Source organism: Tepidanaerobacter acetatoxydans Re1, assembly GCF_000328765.2.
In the GTDB taxonomy this organism is placed as follows: domain Bacteria; phylum Bacillota; class Thermosediminibacteria; order Thermosediminibacterales; family Tepidanaerobacteraceae; genus Tepidanaerobacter; species Tepidanaerobacter acetatoxydans.
On the sequence record NC_019954.2, the window covers coordinates 65,982 to 84,407 of the forward strand.

Sequence of the window (18,426 nt, forward strand, 5' to 3'; positions counted from 1 at the left end):
GTGCCGAACTCATATGAAAGAATTAGACAAACAAATATCCGAGGTTTTAGAACATATAATATCAATCAGAAGGTATATTCATCAAAATCCGGAGCTGGGCTATGAGGAAAAAGCCACCTCAAAACTGGTAGCACAAGAGCTAAAATCCTCAGGCCTTGCCGTGCAGGAAGGCGTAGGAGGATACGGTGTAGTTGGGATTTTAGAAGGCAATCATCCGGGAAAAACTCTGCTGCTTAGAGCCGACATGGATGCTCTCCCTATGGAGGAAGAAACCGGGCTTCCTTTTAGCTCAAAAATTCCAGGCATCATGCATGCCTGCGGCCATGATATCCATACAGCTATACTGCTGGGCGTGGCTAGAGTTTTGTCAAAATACAAAGATTTCATCGCGGGACAAATAAAGTTTGTGTTTCAGCCGGCAGAGGAATGCAGCCCACAGGGTGGAGCTCAGAAGATGATAAAAGAAGGCATACTCGAAAATCCGGATGTAGACTATGCCTTGGCACTGCATGTATGGCCACAGCTTTATGTGGGTGAAATAGGCCTATGCTCCGGACCTTGTTCGGCTAAGTCGGATCGGTTCTTTTTAAAAGTAACGGGTAAATCCGGCCACGCATCAGCTCCCCATCAAGGAATAGATGCATTAGTAGCGGCGGCGGATATAATATCAAGCATGCAGACCATAGTATCAAGGCGAGTGGATCCCAGGGACAGCATAGTTATTTCCATAGGCAAAATCACAGGCGGTCAAAGATATAATGTTATATGTGATAAAGTGGAGATGGAAGGTACCGTAAGAATCATGACACCGGGATATGAAGATGAAATCAGAAAATATATGAATCAAGTTGGGCAAGGCATAGCTTACGCCCATGGTACTTCTTTTGAAATGAATTATTTAAAAGGATACCCTATGGTGATAAATGATGATCGCCTTACACAAAGGGTAAAAGATATTCTGACTGAAAAAATAGGTGAAAATGCTGTAAAAAACATTTCACAAGACACTTCCGGTGAAGATTTTTCCTTTATTTCCCAAAAAGTGCCGTCAGTGTATATGAAACTAGGCTCATCCCCAAAAGATGCCAAGGAAGTACTGCCTCTACATAATAGCCGCGTAATCTTTGATGAAGGCTGCATACCTTTTGGCATTAAGGCCTTGGTAGCATTAAGCTTAGAACTCTTGCATCAGGAGGAATAGCATGGATGATATAAAAACATTGGCAAAGAGCATAGAACCAAAGTTAATTGCATATCGCCGAGATTTTCATAAATACCCTGAAGTGGGCTGGACGGAATTTCGCACAAGCAGTAAAATAGCAAAAATTCTGATGGACTTAGGTTATGAAGTGAAACTTGGCAGAAAAATTCTAAAGGAAGAAGCAATCATGGGCTTGCCCCCGCAGCAGGAAATACGAAATGAAATAGAGCGGGCAGTAAAAGAAGGAGCAAGTCCTAAAATCATAGAGATGATGGAAAATCTGCCGGGAGTCGTTGGAATCCTTCATACCGATAAACCGGGTCCTACGGTAGCCTTTCGCTTTGATATGGATGCACTGAGTATTACAGAAGCCCAAGATGATGAGCACAGACCATCTAGGGAAAGCTTTGCTTCGATGCATGACGGCATAATGCACGCTTGCGGTCATGACGGTCATACAGCAGTGGGCCTGGGCTTGGCAGAAATGCTCATGAAAGTTAAAGATAAGTTATCAGGAACCATAAAACTTATTTTCCAGCCATCAGAGGAAGGAGTAAGGGGTGCCAGAGCCATGGTGGAAGCAGGCGTTGTAGATGATGTGGATTACTTTTTTGCTTTTCATATAGGCTTTGGAGCCACTGATTCAGTAAGCCTTGTAGCTAAGACCACAGGTTTTTTAGCTACTTCAAAAATAGATATTGATTATATAGGTCAAACTGCTCATGCTGGTGCTTGCCCGCAAGAAGGGAAAAATGCTCTATTGGCAGCTGCTTCCGCAGCACTCAACCTGCACGCCATAGCACCTCACAGCGATGGAATCACCCGTATAAACGTAGGAGTGTTGACGGCAGGTACATCTGCCAATATAATACCCGGAAGTGCCCATATGAAAATCGAAACAAGAGGCGAAACCACAGCCCTAAATGATTACATGCAGGAGAAGGCAAAAAGTATACTCGAGGCTTGTGCAAAGATGTACGGCCTTGGCTGCCATATTACAGATGCCGGTGCTGCACCAAGTGCCAAAGGCGATGAAGAACTTGCCCAAATAGTAAAACAGGTTGGCGAAAACTTAGGGCTTTCGAGAATAGAAAATGAAAGTTATTTTGGTGCCAGTGATGATGCTACGTATTTCATGGAAAAGGTTCAGTCACAAGGCGGTAAAGCGCTTTATTTTCAAGTTAAAACTCCAATTGCCGCTAATCATCACAACAGCAGGTTTGACTTTGACGAATCATGTCTAGTGATAGCACTTCAAATATGCACATGCTTGGCTCTTAATTTATTATAAAAAATCCCCACACTACGTTATTCCGAGTAAACAAAGCAGTGCTTCTGTCATGCTAAACAAAACGAAGCAGTACACATGATGTTCTAAACAAAATTAAGTTGTGCTGCATTACCCTATATGAAAAAAGTAGTAACTCTATCATTGTTATGAATATATACCTAAACAAAGACGCACTTAACTAAGGGTGGTTGATTAATCACCCTTCGACCAGCTCAAAGAGCAATGCCCAAAAAAAATTATATTTTAGGTAGCCACTGAAACGGGAAATGACACACTTAATTCTTGTAATTTTTTAAAGTAATAATTAGCTTTTTTCTCTTTATTGAACTTTGTATAATAATCGCTACCTAGATCCTTAAAAGGAACATTATCTTTTAACATGTGGTATATTGCAATGAGCATGGAATGGGCTACGGCAGCAGTTGCTCTATCAGCTTACGGCTACTTACACCGGTTAAGCTGGAAGCGAAAGAACTTAGCTTTATATTAGCACCTTCTAAGGTTTTTTCTAGACGATTAAGTTCTCTTGAACGCTCTTCGATTAGATTTTTACGGCAGCGTACTATTTCACGAAGTTCGCGTTGTTCCTTATCAGGGATAAAACTACTCTTTAAAAGACTATGTTGTAAAAGATCTGCTATCCATTGAGCATCTTTGATATCAGTTTTACGCCCGGGGACAGTTTTCATGTGATGTGCATTAACAACCATCACATCAATGTTTGGTAATTCCAGAATGTTATAGATAGGTTTCCAATAAGCTCCCGTACTTCTGCTTTTTTCCCGTTTCTAAAGCAGGCAACAATAAGTTTTTTGTGCACGTCAATCCCACAACAACGCTCATAAACAGTTTGTATAATAATATTCCTTGCTATTGTTATTATGGCGTTACCCCTGTCTTAATAGCTACATTGCTATACGTCTTTCAAAGACAATTTGTGGTTCTGCAGCAGGAGTATTTTCAAATTCTGAGTCGATCTCATTGTGACAATGACACTCGAACTCATGCCATAACTAGTGTATAATCAAGGAATAGCAATTAATATTCGTTTATTGTGGCATTGATGTGACTTAAAGAGAAAGCAAGATTTGAAGTATTTTCAGCAATTTGACAATAAATAAATATAGTAGTATAATTATTTTAAATTATAAATACTTCTTACGAGCTTAATAATAAGCTATAGTTGGTGAATAAATGCTAGATCAATTAAAAATAAAAAATTTAACAAATATTTTAGTTAATTTATTTTCTAAGCAGAGAGCAACCAAGACACAACTAGTTGAGCTGACTGGGCTGAGTAATTCGACAGTGTCTTCCTCGGTTAATAGTCTGCTCAAGCTTAAACTATTAGTTTGCAATGGTATGGAAGATTCAATTGGCGGTCGTCGCTCGGCAATCTATGAAATTAATAAGGATTATGGTCAGTTTCTAGGCGTAGATTTATTCAAAAACACAATTCGCGTTGTTATTACTGATTGCAAAAGTAATAAGCTTAATAGCTTTACTTATTATTTAAATAAAGAGGTTCCCGTAATTGATCAACTTATACAACAGTTGCAGAAGGCTGCTGAAAGTTGCATAAATTTGCTTGGCATTGGCATAGGTCTTTTGGCTGAAATCAAACATGATGAGCAAATTGTTAAAAGTTGTACATTTTATGATTGGCATAGTGTGAATTTAAAGGAAATTATCGAACGCCAGTTCATGGTATTTACATATATCGATCACAGAGCTAATGGCATAGCCGCCCGTGAAAACCTTATGGGACATGGTAAGCACTTAAATAATATTCTATGTTTACATGAATCTGCAATAGATAAAGCTGTTCTTATCCTTTCAGGTAAAATCTGTCGTGGTGAGCTAAACTGTAATGGAACTATAGACTCCAGATTTTTGTTAAAGAATCTAAGTACTATTAAACGCTTTGTAGACGTATCCCATATCTTAATTGGATATTGTACAGAAGCGCTTGAAATAGAAACAAGGCAACTGGTGCGATCACTAGGAAATCAGATAATCTGCTATCCAGAAGCAGAGAACTGTATTGAACTAGGCATGGCTACAGTTGCTGAAATTGAATGGTTTGAATCTATCTATTTCATGCTCTGATGTAAATATTAAAACAATATTGTAAGGGGGATTATTATGACAACGGCATTACTTGTTATTATCTTTATTGCTATAAGCGTATTAATGTACACGAAAAAATTGTCAGCCCTTTATGCACTTCCTCTAATGGCATTTTTAATGGCTTTAGTTTCGGGAATTCCTTTTGTTGATGGTGTTGAAGGCGAACCTGGTATTCTAACTCTTATGTTCGTCGAAGGACCTGTACGCTTAGCATCTGCTATAATGATACTAATTTTTGGTGCAATTCTTGCACAATATGTTAAAAATACTGGTATCGCTGAAGCTGTTATACGAAAAGTATCTGAGTTAGCTGGAGACCGTCCATTGGTATTAGGCATATCATTTTTTGTAGTGCTTAGCTTACTTTTTACAACTCTAGGTGGACTCGGATCGGTTATCATGATTGGAAGTATTGTATTGCCCATTATGACTTCAGTAGGAATAACGCCACTTGATGCTGGTTGTATACTTCTTTTTGCCCTCAGCACAGGAGGGATCTTTAATCTTGCAAATTGGGGTTTATATATCGACGCTATGGGGCTTACTGTTGAACAAATTCGCAGCTTTGCATTCCCTTTAGGGGCAATTTTCTTTGTACTCGGCATCTTATTCGTCTATATTAATGTCCAGCACGGAGGTAAACTATTTAGTAAAAAGAAAATAGCATGGCCAACTCCAGAAATTTCGCAAAATACTGATTCTGCTCCAAATAATGTGAATGTCCTTGCTATGTTAACCCCTATAGTTCCTCTTATTATGGTAATTGGTCTTCATGTGGATATTATAACTGGGTTTGTAACTGCTATCATTTACTGTATGATTACTACTGCTAACAAAGACACATTTAACCAACTTACAAAATCTATAACAGATGGAATTTCAACTTCTGCAGGTGCTATTTTTCTCATTATTGGAATTGGTATGTTGCTTAAAGTAGTTATGGATCCGCGAGTTACCCAGCACATTGGTCCTCAGCTGGCAAGAATTTTACCAACAACAGGTATTGGATATATAATTTTCTTTGCAATTTTAGCGCCGCTAGCACTTTATCGCGGACCGCTGAATGTTTGGGGACTTGGTTTGGGTATAGGTGCTACTATGATGGCGACTGGGAAAATACCTGCCATGGCTTTAATGGCTGCCCTTATGTCTACTGGACAGCTTCAAGGTATATGTGATCCTACAAACACCCATAATGTTTGGACTGCTACTGCAACTGGAACCGATGTAAATGATATTCTCAGAAAAACCTTGCCCTATGCTTGGGTCGGTGCAATAATGGGGTTAATTATAGCAGGCATCTTGTATTTCTAAGACAAAAACTAGACAAAGCTTAGTGCTGAGACAGCCTCTTAGTCAAAGCAGATTAAAGGCAACTCAATCAAATATGGGTTGCCTTATCACAATATATTGGAGGATCATAGAAAGATGAGCAAGCAATTCATACGCATTGGCATAGATGTTGGTGGCACTTTTACACATGCAGTAGCTATTCAAGCTCCTGAAAATCTTGTTGTGGCACATGCTGTTACTCCTACAACACATACATCAGAAAATTCTATATCAGATGGGATTATTAAGGTATTTAAAGATGTCATGAAGAAAACCGGAGCAATACCAGAGGATGTCTCTTTTGTAGCTCATAGCACGACTCAGGCAACCAATGCATTGCTAGAAGGAGATGTTGCCAAGGTTGGTATTGTAGGCATGGGAAAAGGATTAGAGGCGTTTAAGGCAAAAGCCGACACACACATAAAGGATATCGTGCTCAGTCCCGGAAAAATACTTCATACAAGCCATGTCTTTATTAATTCGAGTGAAAAAAATTTTAATTTATCCAAGATTGAACAAGCAATTGAAACATTAATAGAAGAAGGTTGCGAGGTTATTGTAGCTAGTGAAGCTTTTAGTGTAGACGATCCTAGTAATGAGCAGCTTGTCCTTGAGATAGCTTATAAAAAAGGTTTGCCTGCAACAGCTAGCCATGAAATTTCTCAACTATACGGACTTAAGGTGCGCACTCGCACAGCAGTTATAAATGCCAGTATCCTGCCAAAGATGACATCTACAGCAGAGCTAACTGATAAAAGCATTAAGGAAAGCGGCATAACTGCCCCTCTGATGATTATGAGAAGCGACGGAGGGGTTATGGATCTTGAACAAATGAAAAAGCGACCAATTCTTACGATGCTGTCAGGACCTGCAGCAGGTATTGCAGCAGCTATTATGTATACCAAGATTTCCGATGGAGTATTTCTTGAAGTCGGAGGAACAAGTACTGATATAGCAGCCATCAAAAACGGCAAAGCCATGATCAAAAGCGCTAATATAGGTGGACATTTAACTTATTTAAAAACTCTTGATTCTAGAACTGTCGGTATAGGCGGAGGTTCTATGGTACGCATTCGAGATAGGGTAGTTACTGAAGTTGGACCTCGAAGCGCACATATCGCCGGTTTGAGCTACCTTGCTTTTTGTGATGAGAAAGAGATTGCACAGGTAACTCCTGCATTTATTAGACCAATGGAGTCTGATCCTGACGATTATCTTGTTGCAGTTAATCCGCAAGGTAAACGATTTGCTGTAACACTTACTGATGCATCTATTGTGGCAGGTATGACAAGACCTGGTGATTATGCTTATGGCAATGAAGCAGCTGTGCGCAATGCCTTTGATCAATTAGGTAAAAGTTTAGGGATAAGTGGTCAAGAATTAGCTTATAGCATTTTGAATAAGGCTATATCTAAAGTGCGTCCAATAGTAGAAGATCTTTTAGATGAATATAAATTGGATAAAGAACTTGTATCTTTGGTCGGCGGTGGAGGAGGAGCAACAACAGTTGTACCGTGGCTTAGCAAAAATATGGAGATGAAGTATCTTATTGCCGAGAATGCTGAAATAATTTCTGCCATTGGCGTGGCATTAGCTATGTTACGTGATAGTGTAGAGCGTACAGTCGTCAATCCTACCGAGCATGATATTATTTCAATACGTAAAGAAGCGATTGGACGTTTGGAATCTATGGGAGCAGCTCCGGAAACAATTGAGGTGCAAATAGAAATAGATAATTCAAAAAATATCCTCAGAGCTACAGCAACTGGCGCCTTTCACATGGATACAAGCGTTACAAATTTAAAACCACTTAGCAAAAGTGAAATTGCCCAGAAGGCAGCCGAATCATTTAAAACAGATGTAAATGAGATTAAACTCGTAGCAGCAACTGATGGCTTGCTAGTTTATCAGCATTGTGAAACAGTAAAAGGCTTGTTTGGCATTTTCACCCGACAACGCTGCCATTATCGCGTCATAGACAATTTTGGCATCATTAAACTGCAGTGTTCAGGAGCTGCACTCCAAACAGTTATGCATAAAGCTGATCATGAAGTCCCAGCTTTTATCGAGAAAAACTCAATATATAATGACGCAGGCATGATTATTCCCGAAGTCTTCGTTCTATATAAAAGTCGCATTGCCGACTTTTCAACTATCCTTGATTTTGAAAAAATTAAGGAGCTTATTAAAATTGAATTGCAAGGCTTAAAACAAGATGAACCGGTAGTAGTTATTGTTCAACCCAGGAAATGAGAGGTGTATTATGAATAACAGATTTGTTAAACTTTTACAAGATCCTAAGATGACTCTTATTATGAGTTTGCCATCTAACGACCCAGTTCTTGCTAGGGCAGCATGGCAAAATGGCGCAGATGTTTTAAAAGTGCATATTAATGTGGAACATCGCGCTAGCAAAACGACTTTTTATAATTTTGAAAGAGAAAAAGACCAACTAAATATAATTCTTGCAGAAGCCAAAGGACCGTGTGGCATAGTATTAGGTGGCGATGTGCAGTCTGCTAGGAATGATTTTAAGCATGTGGTTCAAGCTGGATTTGAATTTGTTTCGCTCTATGCTCATCATACGCCTATAATCGTGTTACAAAGTGAGTCATTATCTAAAATGATTGCTATTGATTATAGCTACACATTGGATGATATAAAAGCCTTTAATAGCATTGGTATTGATGTGCTGGAAGCCTCTATTGTAGAACCTCAAGCTTATGGACAACCTTTAACTGCAAAAGATTTATTGCGATATCATAATATCTGTTGCGGCACTGATATTCCGGTAGTAGTGCCAACTCAAAAGGCTATTTTGCCTGAAGAAGTCTCAGCTCTTTGTCAATGTGGTGTTGCAGGCATAATGCTAGGTGCTGTAGTTACTGGCAAAACAGCCGATAGCATTGCCCGTTCTGTGGCTGAATTTCGCAATCAAATTGATAAATGATAGGTGATTATGTAATGAAGATTTGTTTATTGCCATTAGACTCGCGACCTTGCAATTATCGGTTTCCTCAGCAGCTTGCAAATTTGAGAGGGGTTAATCTGATCGAGCCCCCCATAGACATAATGGACTTTTTTAAAACACCTTCCAATAGTAGGGCAATCGCTGACTGGTTAAAAATAAATTGTAGCGATGCAGATGTTTTGGTTGTTTCAATAGATCAGCTTGTGTATGGTGGATTAATTGCCTCACGCACTAACACAAAATCTCTTTCTGAAGCTCAGTCACAGTTAATGCTATTAAAAGATATTAAAAAAGCTAATCCTCAATTGCGAATTTTTGCTTTTAACGTTTTGATGCGTATTTCAATAAGCGCAGTTGACAAACAAAGTCAGATTTGGTGGCAAAAGATCACGGAGTATTCTCAATTAAAATATCGATCAATAATAGGTGAACAAGAGGAAAAAGAGAGAGCAAATGCTCAATTAGCTCATTTGACAAAAGAAATTCCATCATCAATCCTGAATGAATTTTTAGAGGTAAGACGTCGCAACCATACGATTAATATGGAATGCATCTCTTTGGTAAGTCAAGGAATTTTAGAGCAATTAGTTATTTTGCAAGAAGATTGTTCGGAAGATGCGATACAGGTTTTTGAACAAGACATTATCAGAAAGACGATTAATGAATATGGTTTACAAAATAGGGTATTTATCCATAATGGCACAGATGAAGCGGGTATGGAGCTTACTGTCCAAGCTATTGCACCTCAGAGGCAGACGACTTGTGACATACAGTGGCTATCAGAGAATCGTTATTTTACTGCCCGGTATGAAGATCGCCCATTTATAGAGAATCTTGCAAGTCATATGAGTATGATGAATATAATATATGATCCTCATGCCAAAAATTGCTTATTCATATTACCCCCGGCAGACCAGCAAGGCGATTATTGTCCGGAAAAATTGCCAATGGTTGATTATACTCCTACCCAACGAACACTTATGATCAACAAAATTTTAGAGCAGATAGAGAAGGGCAAATGCTGTTATTTGTTAGATCTTGTATATGCCAATGGCGGAGATTTAGCTTTTTTAGAGGCTCTTGCTGCTAAGATACCTCTTACTAGATTATATGGTTATGCTGCCTGGAATACTGCCAGTAATTCACTAGGTACCATACTTGCGCAGATAATAGCTGCAGATGGTCAAAATACGCCAGCAAATAAACGCTTTACCACCGAACGCTTACTAGATGATCTTATTTATCAAGCGTTTATACGTCAAGAGCTGCAAGAAGAACTACAGCTAGCTGGCCAAGATATTTGGAACATTACAGATCTTCCCAGGGCAAACAAAATGTTAAATTACCAATTTGATAAGAACAGGCAATTCATAAGAAGATTTTTGCCAATTGAAACTAGAGATTTTAAAAAAAGGTTGCCCTGGCCAAGAACCTTTGAAGTAGATATAGAAGTATATAAAAATGATGATATTTAAAGAAGAACGGAGAGGTTTTATCTATGAAAAAAAATTATGACGTGATCGTAGCAGGGGCAGGGACAAGCGGCATTGCTGCGGCGCTTTCCGCAGCTCGCAATGGCATGAGTGTTCTGCTCATAGATAAAAATGCTTATCCCGGTGGGACGAACACTGCAGCGATGGTTGGTCCCATTATGACCTTCCATTCAGGCTCAAAACAAATCATTAAAGGTATTCCTCAAGAGATTATAGATCGTTTAGCTCAAAAAGATGCAACATTGGGACATATTCCAGATCCAATTGGGATGGTTTCAACTATTACTCCTATAGATCCAGAAATACTTAAGTTGGTATACTTTGAAATGCTAGATAATGAAAAGAGTATCACTACCCTTCTGCATAGTTATATTTACTCAGTGGAACGCGAAGATAATTGTGTAAAAAGCGTTACTGTAGTAAACAAAAATGGGCTAGCTACTTATAAAGCTAAGGTTTTTATTGATGCCACAGGGGATGGGGATTTAGCTGCCATGTGTAAAGCAGATTTCTGGTTTGGTCGCACCAGTGACAATCTAACTCAACCCATGACACTTATTTTTACTCTTGCAGAGGTAGATTTGGAAAAAGTAATAGATTATGTTTATCAAAATCCCGAGCAATTCATTTTAAATAAGAATTGCAATCTTCATGACTACGTAGCTGTCTCGGGGTTCTTCGACTTGGTTGTTAAAGCTAAAAATAATGGCGATTTATCAATACCCCGAGATAGAGTGCTATTCTTCCAGAGTGTACATCCGGGTGAAGTATTAGTAAATATGACACGAGTTACTAAACTTTCTGCTATTAATGTTAAAGATCTCACCTTTGCAGAATTTCTTTTACACGAGCAAATAAAAGAACTACTGAAGTTTTTCAGAAAATATGTACCTGGCTTTGAGCACTGCTATATAAGAAATATTGCTCCTATGATAGGCATAAGAGAAAGTCGCCGCATAAAAGGATTGGAAACTCTAACTGACGATGATGTTATTCACAATACATGTAGTGAAAGAAGTGTGGCAGTTTGCGCTTTTCCAATTGATATTCATGATCCAGCTGGCAACAAACTTAATTGGATAAGAAAAGAAAAAGAGTGTTGCTATGATATTCCATATGGTGTTATGGTGCCAATCGAAATCAAGAATTTGCTTGTTACCGGTAGATGCATTTCTGCAACCCATGAAGCATTGGCTTCAGCTAGAATTTCTGCAACTGCCATGGCACTAGGTGAGGCTGCGGGGTTAGCTGCTTCCCTTAGTGTTAAGCAAAACATTGATTTTGCTGACGTGAAAGTATCTGAACTTCAGAGTGCTCTTGTAAATCAAGGTGCCATACCGGGTAAGCGTTGGTTGTGAACATAGTGTGGAATAAAGAAACGGTGAATGTGAAAATATTAGATTTTTGTCTTTGGCTGTCTTCACCTATGTACGCTCGAATAGAATCTAGAAAATTGGAGCAGCTGTATAATGAAAGTGTAAAATACGGACAAACTTTGGCAAGTAAATATCCATTGAAAAATGAAAATATACAAAGCGAGCTTATAGATTACGGTGTTTCCGAAATACAAACTTTTCAAACATTAAGGCTGAAAAACGTCAGCGAAAAAGCATACTATGATATTGATACCAAACAAATACTTTGGGATGATCAATTTGCTCTAACTCTTTTTCAGAAAGATGATCAAGCAGAAGAACTATTAGGGTCTGTGCAGAAGGTAGAGCAAGCTCTTCTCATTCATGAATTTTTCCATTTTATTGAGGAGAATTTCGAGATGCCCACTGATGAATTTGTATTTCCGAATTGCCATACTAATATCGCATCAATTTTTAGAGAAATTGCAGCATTCGCCTTTACCAACGTGGAGTTAGATAATTATATTTGCCAGTTTATCGATGTCTTATCGCTAAAAATTAATAAACCTACGCAGTACAATGAGCTGTGCAGGCAATATCTTATAAGAGAGAAGGAAACTCATATATGAAAAAGGTAACTAAAATGGCAGTATTCTTGTCGATTATTTGCCTTGCAGCATTTACGTCGACATTTACGGTTTTTGCAGCATCAAATAACTTTACGAATGCATCTATCCCTGAGGTCGTAGCAGATGAAAATTCTCCAAACTTAGAGCTTAAACACAAAATATATATAGAAAATTTTGCAGATGGAGTTGTGAGTGTAGTAAATAAGCAGGGAAAACATACCGTAATTGGTAAAGTGTATCGCCCTGCAACATTAGCCAAAGAATCATCCGATGGTTTTTGGGCAGCACACTATGACAAAGCATCTGATGGAACTTTTTCATGTGTAACCGCAATTGGCGTTAATGCACTACATTTAAAAGTTGGTCCTCGAGCAAGCTACGATGTTTTAAATCCTACTGCATGGAAACCAAAACAAATTAGCGTGGGCATAAATGAAGACTACATATACGCTGGCGGCTCTTATAGCAATTCAATGATTTATACATCGGTGCCTGGTGGAGTAAATATTTTTGGAGGCTCTACTGCGCCTTATGTAGGTAATCCAGTTAAATATCTAAATAGCAGCGGCACATGGGAGTCGCTGGACAATTATTATAATGATGATTATAGCAAAGCAGTGCCCAAACGTTTACTGATTGAAGTGTATCAGCCTATAACAACTAATGGGACACTTGATTATATTGAGTTCGAAAACTGGGCTGCTGGCGATACGGTAGCAGGCATTACTAAAATCAATAATGGTCGTGTCATAGCAAAGTACTCTAATGGCACAATTAAACACATTGCGGACATTATTCAGCGTGTCCAAGGAACAGGTCGCTTTGGAGGTAGCGAGTATGCTGAGGTAGGTCGTTTGCGCGCAGCACACCCAGGAGTTATCTGTTTTTCTACAAGTCCAAAAATTGGATTCACCAACAATGCAAATCTACGCGGTGGTTTTCAGTTTGTGCCTGCAAATCATGCTAAGTATTTAAATTATAATCTTTCTCAGGATTCTTTCATCGGCCGTGACCAATGGGGCATTATTGCACATATTGGCGCTGACCCATCACAACTGTATGACCCTAATTACATCATTAATGGTCATATAACTTATGACCCTGTGTGGGAGGGTGTGGCACCTCTTTTTGCAGAATATCTTGCTCCGCGCCACATTCCAGGTAGCGTATCTACTTCTACCTATTTTGTAGTATCAAATGATTTTGGCAATACATGGAATGACTGTCCTAGCATTCAAGGAATAACAAATGCAGATAATTCACCAGTAGCATCATGGACTAACATTAGATTATATGTAAAATATCCGAATTAACATGCAAATTGTAATCTCAATATTAACATTATTTAAGTCTGCCTTGCTTAATCAAGGGAAATTTTTAACAATAGGTTTAGCTAAATGCGCTAGGAGCCTTTATATGTACTAAAAATGTCAGAGGCGTGTCACATATATTTGATTTCTCTACACTACTTTTAGGTATTTAAGCTTCAGCCTCCTTGACTTTCTTGCCCTAATGTGATATAAATTTGATTAATCCAAGTAATTAGCCAAATCAAAGACTGTGAAGGGAAGAGTAGGCAAGAGGGATAGGCTTAAAGAGAGCCGGGACGGGTGAAAGCCGGTGCTAAAGACCTTGCTGAAGATGGCCCCTGAGTCTGACTGCCGATAGGTAGGCAGTCACGGGAAAGGACCGTTAAAATCCTTCAGGTATCGGAAGATTTATGAAACTTATGGCATCTATAGAGTATAGAGTAAATGTTCCCGCACCTGGCAAAGGCCTTTATTAGGCGAATTTGGGTGGTACCGCGAGAGTCCCTCGCCCCTTTTTATTGGGGGCGGGGGTTTTTGCTATTAAAACAAGTTAAAAATCAAGGTTACAGGTAATACCGGAGAGCGAATCATTTTTTTCCAACATTAATATTGTACGGCAAAAGTTAAATCGGAACTTATACTCTAATAAAACTAAACCAGAGATGCCGAAAAAGAATTCTGAGCAAGCGGCATTACCTGCAGCCCCACACAACAACAACATTGTTCAAAGGAGGACGAAAAACTTGAGCAAAAAAACTTTTTATGTTACAACCCCAATCTATTATGTTAATGCCGAACCCCATATCGGCCATGCTTATACCACTGTTATAGCGGACTTTCTAAATAGGTGGCACCGCCTTGCCGGATATGATTCCTATTTTTTGACCGGCACAGATGAACATGGAGAGAAGATTGCACAGGCAGCCAAAAAAGCGAAAGAAGAACCTCAGGCCTTTGTAGACCGTGTTAGTACTCGATTTAAAGAAGCATGGGAAAAGCTCTGCATAGAATATGATGATTTCATCAGGACAACCGAGCCAAGACATAAAAAAGTTGTCCAATACATCCTTCAAAAGGTGTATGATGCAGGAGATATATACTATGGAGAATACGAAGGTTTTTACTGTGTCGGCTGTGAGCGATTCCTCACCGAAAAAGAACTGGTGGACGGCTGCTGTCCGGACCACGGTATGGTTCCTGAAAAGCGGCGTGAAGGCAACTATTTTTTCCGCATGGAAAAATACCGAGAATGGCTAAGGGACCATATAAAGGCACATCCGGATTTCATTCGACCCGAAGGCTACCGAAACGAAGTTCTTTCCATCCTCTCAGAGCCGATAGGAGATTTATCCATATCCAGACCTCGTGAGCGTGTATCTTGGGGAATACCCCTGCCGTGGGATGAAAGCCATGTCACATATGTTTGGTTTGATGCATTGATAAATTATGTATCTGCATTAGGATATCCCGATAAAGAAAAATATAAGCACTACTGGGAGCATGCGTCACATCTTGTGGGCAAAGACATCATCAAACCCCATGCCATATTTTGGCCTACCATGCTTAAAGCTGCAGGTATTCCGATTTATAAAAATCTTAATGTAGGTGGATTCCTCATGGGTCCTGACGGCCGAAAGATGTCTAAAACCTTGGGCAATGTAGTAGACCCCTTTGCCCTTGCGGAAAAATACGGGCCTGATGTTGTAAGATATTATCTTTTGAGCGATATACCCTACGGCCAAGATGCGTCTGTAGGTGAAGCCAATCTTATCGCAAGATACAACACAGACCTTGCAAATGATTTAGGCAACTTACTTTCTCGAACGGTGACCATGATCGAAAAGTTTTGCAACGGGGTTATACCTGCTCCGGGACTTTCAGAAAGCCCTGATGATGAACTCATAGACATGGCGGAAAAATTACCGCATACTCAGGAAACCCTTGTAAACAGCATGCAGCTCAATGCAGCAATTAGAGAAATCTGGAAACTTATAGGCAGGGCCAATAAATACATCGACGAAACCGTACCGTGGAGTTTAGCTAAAGACCTCAGCAAGAAGGACAGACTTGGCACAGTCTTGTATAATCTGGCAGAGGCTTTGCGGGTTGTTGCCGTCCACATTTTGCCCATTATGCCAAATATCTCAACAAAAATTTTCGACCAGCTCGGCATAACAGACAGCAGTCTTTATACATGGGAAAGTGTAAAAGAGTGGGGCAAACTCCCGTCAGGCATTAAAGTTTTGCGAAAGGAAATTATCTTCCCGAGGATTGAAGAAAGCAAAGAAGAGCATGCAGCCTTCCAGCAAAATCAAAAGAATGAGCAGCCCAAAAAACAAGAAGTCGAAGCAGATAAAAAAGAAGAAGGTGCAAACACTATCTCTATTGAAGAGTTTGCAAAAATTGAGCTTCGCATAGCCGAAGTTTTGGAAGCAGAAAAGGTAAAGGGAGCTGACAAGCTCTTGAAACTGCAGATAAAAATCGGAGAGGAAAAGCGCCAGATAGTAGCGGGAATTGCAAAACATTATACACCGGAGGAACTGGTGGGCAAAAAAATAGTGGTAGTAGCTAATTTAAAACCTGCAAAACTCCGCGGCATAGAATCTCAAGGCATGCTGCTGGCTGCATCCGACGAACAAAACCTGACACTCATTACAGTAGATCCAAACATCGCCTCCGGAGCAAAAGTAAAATAATTCTGCTCCACCACCCCACAAATTTTCAATCAATGCGGATTCTAAAAGTAAAAAATCAGACTCCGCCTTGATTTATCCACAGTTTCATACACTTATCCACAATAACTGTGAATAACTTGTGGAAATGTGAATAATATGTGGAAAACTTGTGTATATAATCGATAATTTCATACAACAGAGTCGTTGCCTTACAGGCAGTCGAAGGCCTGCTTTTACAGCAGACTTAAATTTGTTTTTATAGTAAGGGAGGAGAGCCATTGAAAAAGATAATGACGGGCAATGAAGCTATCGCTCGGGGAGCCTATGAAGCAGGATGTGAGGTGGCGGCCGCCTATCCCGGCACACCCAGCACTGAAATCTTAGAAAATATTGCTAAATACAAGCAGATATACTCACAATGGTCTGTAAATGAAAAAGTTGCCGTCGAAGTTGCAGGCGGAGCGGCTATCGCAGGGGCTAGAGCTTTGGCTGCCATGAAACATGTCGGCTTAAATGTAGCTGCAGATCCGCTGTTTACCTTGGCCTACACGGGAATCAACGGAGGTATGGTGGTTGTAACTGCGGATGATCCGGGGCTTCACAGCTCACAAAACGAACAGGACAACCGCTATTATGCCGTGCATGCTAAAGTAGCCATGCTAGAGCCTTCGGACAGTCAGGAATGTTTGGACTATACAAAAGCAGCATTTGAAATAAGTGAAAAATATGATATGCCCGTGCTGCTTAGGGTAACCACCCGCATTTGCCACAGCAAATCGGTAGTGAATATCGGCACTAGGCAAGACGTAGGTGTGAAAGAATATAAAAAAGATGTAAAAAAATACTGCATGATACCGGCCTTTGGAAAGATTAGACACCATATAGTAGAAGAAAAACTTGCACAACTTAGAGATTACGCCGATGAAACTCCTTTAAACCGCATTGAATGGGGCAGCCGCAAAATCGGTATTATAACCAGCGGCATTTCCTACCAACATGCCCGAGAAGTTATGGGAGATGACGCATCTTATTTAAAGATAGGCCTTAGTTTCCCGCTGCCTGAAAGGCTTATTCGGGAATTTGCGGAAAGTGTGGAAACATTATATATCATAGAAGAAAACGAACCTTATCTGGAAACCTTTGTAAAATCCTTAGGCATAAATTGCATTGGAAAAGATATCTTGCCCATATGTGGTGAACTAAATCCGGAAATCATTGAGAAAGCTCTCAAACCGGAAAAATCAAGAACCGTATATACCCTTGATGTACCAATACCCACACGCCCACCGGTGCTTTGTGCCGGATGTCCGCACAGAGGCATATTTTATGCCCTGAAGAAATACAAAGATGTTGTAGTGACAGGGGACATCGGGTGCTACAGTCTATCTGTAATGCCGCCACTTGATATAACAAATACCGTAATCTGTATGGGAGCCGGCATATCGGCAGGTATTGGCTTTGAGAAGGCTTTCCAACAGGCAGGCAAAAACCAGAAAGTCTTTGGATGTATGGGAGATTCCACTTTTTTCCACTCAGGGATTACAGGTCTTGTGGATGCCGTTTATAATAAAAGTAAATTAGCTATGATAATCTTGGATAATCGCATAACTGCCATGACCGGCCATCAGCAAAACCCGGGTACAGGCAAGACTCTCAGCGGTGAGGCCGCACCGATAATTGACATACAACAGATTGCCAAAGCCGTTGGGGTGAAGGATGAGAATATCAAAGTAGTAGATCCTTACAACCTTTTAGAAACACAGGAAGCACTTCAAAAGGCCTATGAAGCTACTGAGCCCTTTGTTATCATAGCCAAGAGGTCCTGTGCGCTGCTAAAAGAAGTTCAGAAAAACAGAGCAAATCTCAAATGCAGCATAGATACGGATAAATGCACACAATGCAAGATGTGCCTTAAAATAGGATGTCCCGCCATTGCATTTAAAGATGGCATAATGGTGATAGATCAGGCTTCTTGTAACGGGTGCACCCTTTGCATGCAGGTCTGCAGATTTGATGCCATTGAAAGGACGGGTGAGTAA

The 18,426-nt window shown here is 39.9% G+C and carries 12 protein-coding genes, 1 pseudogene and 1 other annotated feature; of the genes and pseudogenes, 12 read left to right on the forward strand and 1 reads right to left on the reverse strand.

Annotation, left to right across the window (positions count from 1 at the left end):
* Positions 1-13: 13 nt before the first annotated feature.
* Both TEPIRE1_RS00295 and TEPIRE1_RS00300 read left to right on the forward strand, forming a co-directional pair.
* Positions 14-1,201 carry a M20 metallopeptidase family protein gene (locus tag TEPIRE1_RS00295; protein WP_013777196.1) on the forward strand — a complete coding sequence of 396 codons (1,188 nt, stop codon included), beginning with the start codon at positions 14-16 and terminating at the stop codon, positions 1,199-1,201.
* 1 nt (position 1,202) lies between these two features.
* Positions 1,203-2,492, forward strand: coding sequence for an amidohydrolase (locus TEPIRE1_RS00300; RefSeq protein WP_013777197.1), 1,290 nt, complete (start codon positions 1,203-1,205; stop codon positions 2,490-2,492).
* A gap of 416 nt (positions 2,493-2,908) precedes the next feature.
* On the opposite strand, the pseudogene TEPIRE1_RS13960 reads toward TEPIRE1_RS00300, so the two are convergent.
* Positions 2,909-3,348, reverse strand: a pseudogene (locus TEPIRE1_RS13960) (IS110 family transposase); the annotation flags it as partial.
* Positions 3,349-3,686: 338 nt separating this feature from the next.
* On the opposite strand from TEPIRE1_RS13960, the gene TEPIRE1_RS00310 reads away from it, so the two are divergent.
* From TEPIRE1_RS00310 to iorA, 10 genes are all read left to right on the forward strand, one after another.
* Positions 3,687-4,601: an ROK family protein gene (locus TEPIRE1_RS00310; RefSeq protein WP_013777198.1), complete on the forward strand. Its 915-nt coding sequence runs from the start codon at positions 3,687-3,689 to the stop codon at positions 4,599-4,601.
* A 36-nt stretch (positions 4,602-4,637) separates the two neighbouring features.
* Entirely contained in the window at positions 4,638-5,936 is a 1,299-nt protein-coding gene (locus TEPIRE1_RS00315; RefSeq protein WP_013777199.1) for a citrate transporter, read from the forward strand.
* A 114-nt stretch (positions 5,937-6,050) separates the two neighbouring features.
* Positions 6,051-8,207, forward strand: a complete 2,157-nt coding sequence (locus tag TEPIRE1_RS00320) for a hydantoinase/oxoprolinase family protein (RefSeq protein ID WP_013777200.1) — start codon at positions 6,051-6,053, stop codon at positions 8,205-8,207.
* A 10-nt stretch (positions 8,208-8,217) separates the two neighbouring features.
* Positions 8,218-8,904 (forward strand): hypothetical protein, encoded by a 687-nt coding sequence (locus TEPIRE1_RS00325; RefSeq protein ID WP_013777201.1) that lies wholly within the window; start codon positions 8,218-8,220, stop codon positions 8,902-8,904.
* Between the two features lie 14 nt (positions 8,905-8,918).
* The gene (locus tag TEPIRE1_RS00330; RefSeq protein WP_015294770.1) at positions 8,919-10,400 is read left to right on the forward strand and encodes a DUF4127 family protein; all 1,482 of its coding nucleotides are present in this window, start codon (positions 8,919-8,921) and stop codon (positions 10,398-10,400) included.
* A 23-nt stretch (positions 10,401-10,423) separates the two neighbouring features.
* A complete protein-coding gene (locus TEPIRE1_RS00335) occupies positions 10,424-11,776 on the forward strand; it encodes an FAD-dependent oxidoreductase (protein WP_013777203.1) in 1,353 nt (450 codons plus the stop codon).
* Positions 11,777-11,781: 5 nt separating this feature from the next.
* Positions 11,782-12,402, forward strand: coding sequence for a hypothetical protein (locus TEPIRE1_RS00340; RefSeq protein ID WP_015294772.1), 621 nt, complete (start codon positions 11,782-11,784; stop codon positions 12,400-12,402).
* Positions 12,399-13,715 carry a hypothetical protein gene (locus TEPIRE1_RS00345; protein ID WP_013777205.1) on the forward strand — a complete coding sequence of 439 codons (1,317 nt, stop codon included), beginning with the start codon at positions 12,399-12,401 and terminating at the stop codon, positions 13,713-13,715. The genes TEPIRE1_RS00340 and TEPIRE1_RS00345 overlap by 4 nt, the downstream gene beginning before the upstream one ends.
* Positions 13,716-13,953: 238 nt before the next feature.
* Positions 13,954-14,228, forward strand: a binding site (T-box leader).
* 227 nt (positions 14,229-14,455) lie between these two features.
* Positions 14,456-16,408, forward strand: a complete 1,953-nt coding sequence (gene metG / locus TEPIRE1_RS00350) for a methionine--tRNA ligase (RefSeq protein ID WP_013777206.1) — start codon at positions 14,456-14,458, stop codon at positions 16,406-16,408.
* Between the two features lie 257 nt (positions 16,409-16,665).
* Positions 16,666-18,426 (forward strand): indolepyruvate ferredoxin oxidoreductase subunit alpha, encoded by a 1,761-nt coding sequence (iorA, locus tag TEPIRE1_RS00355; RefSeq protein ID WP_013777207.1) that lies wholly within the window; start codon positions 16,666-16,668, stop codon positions 18,424-18,426.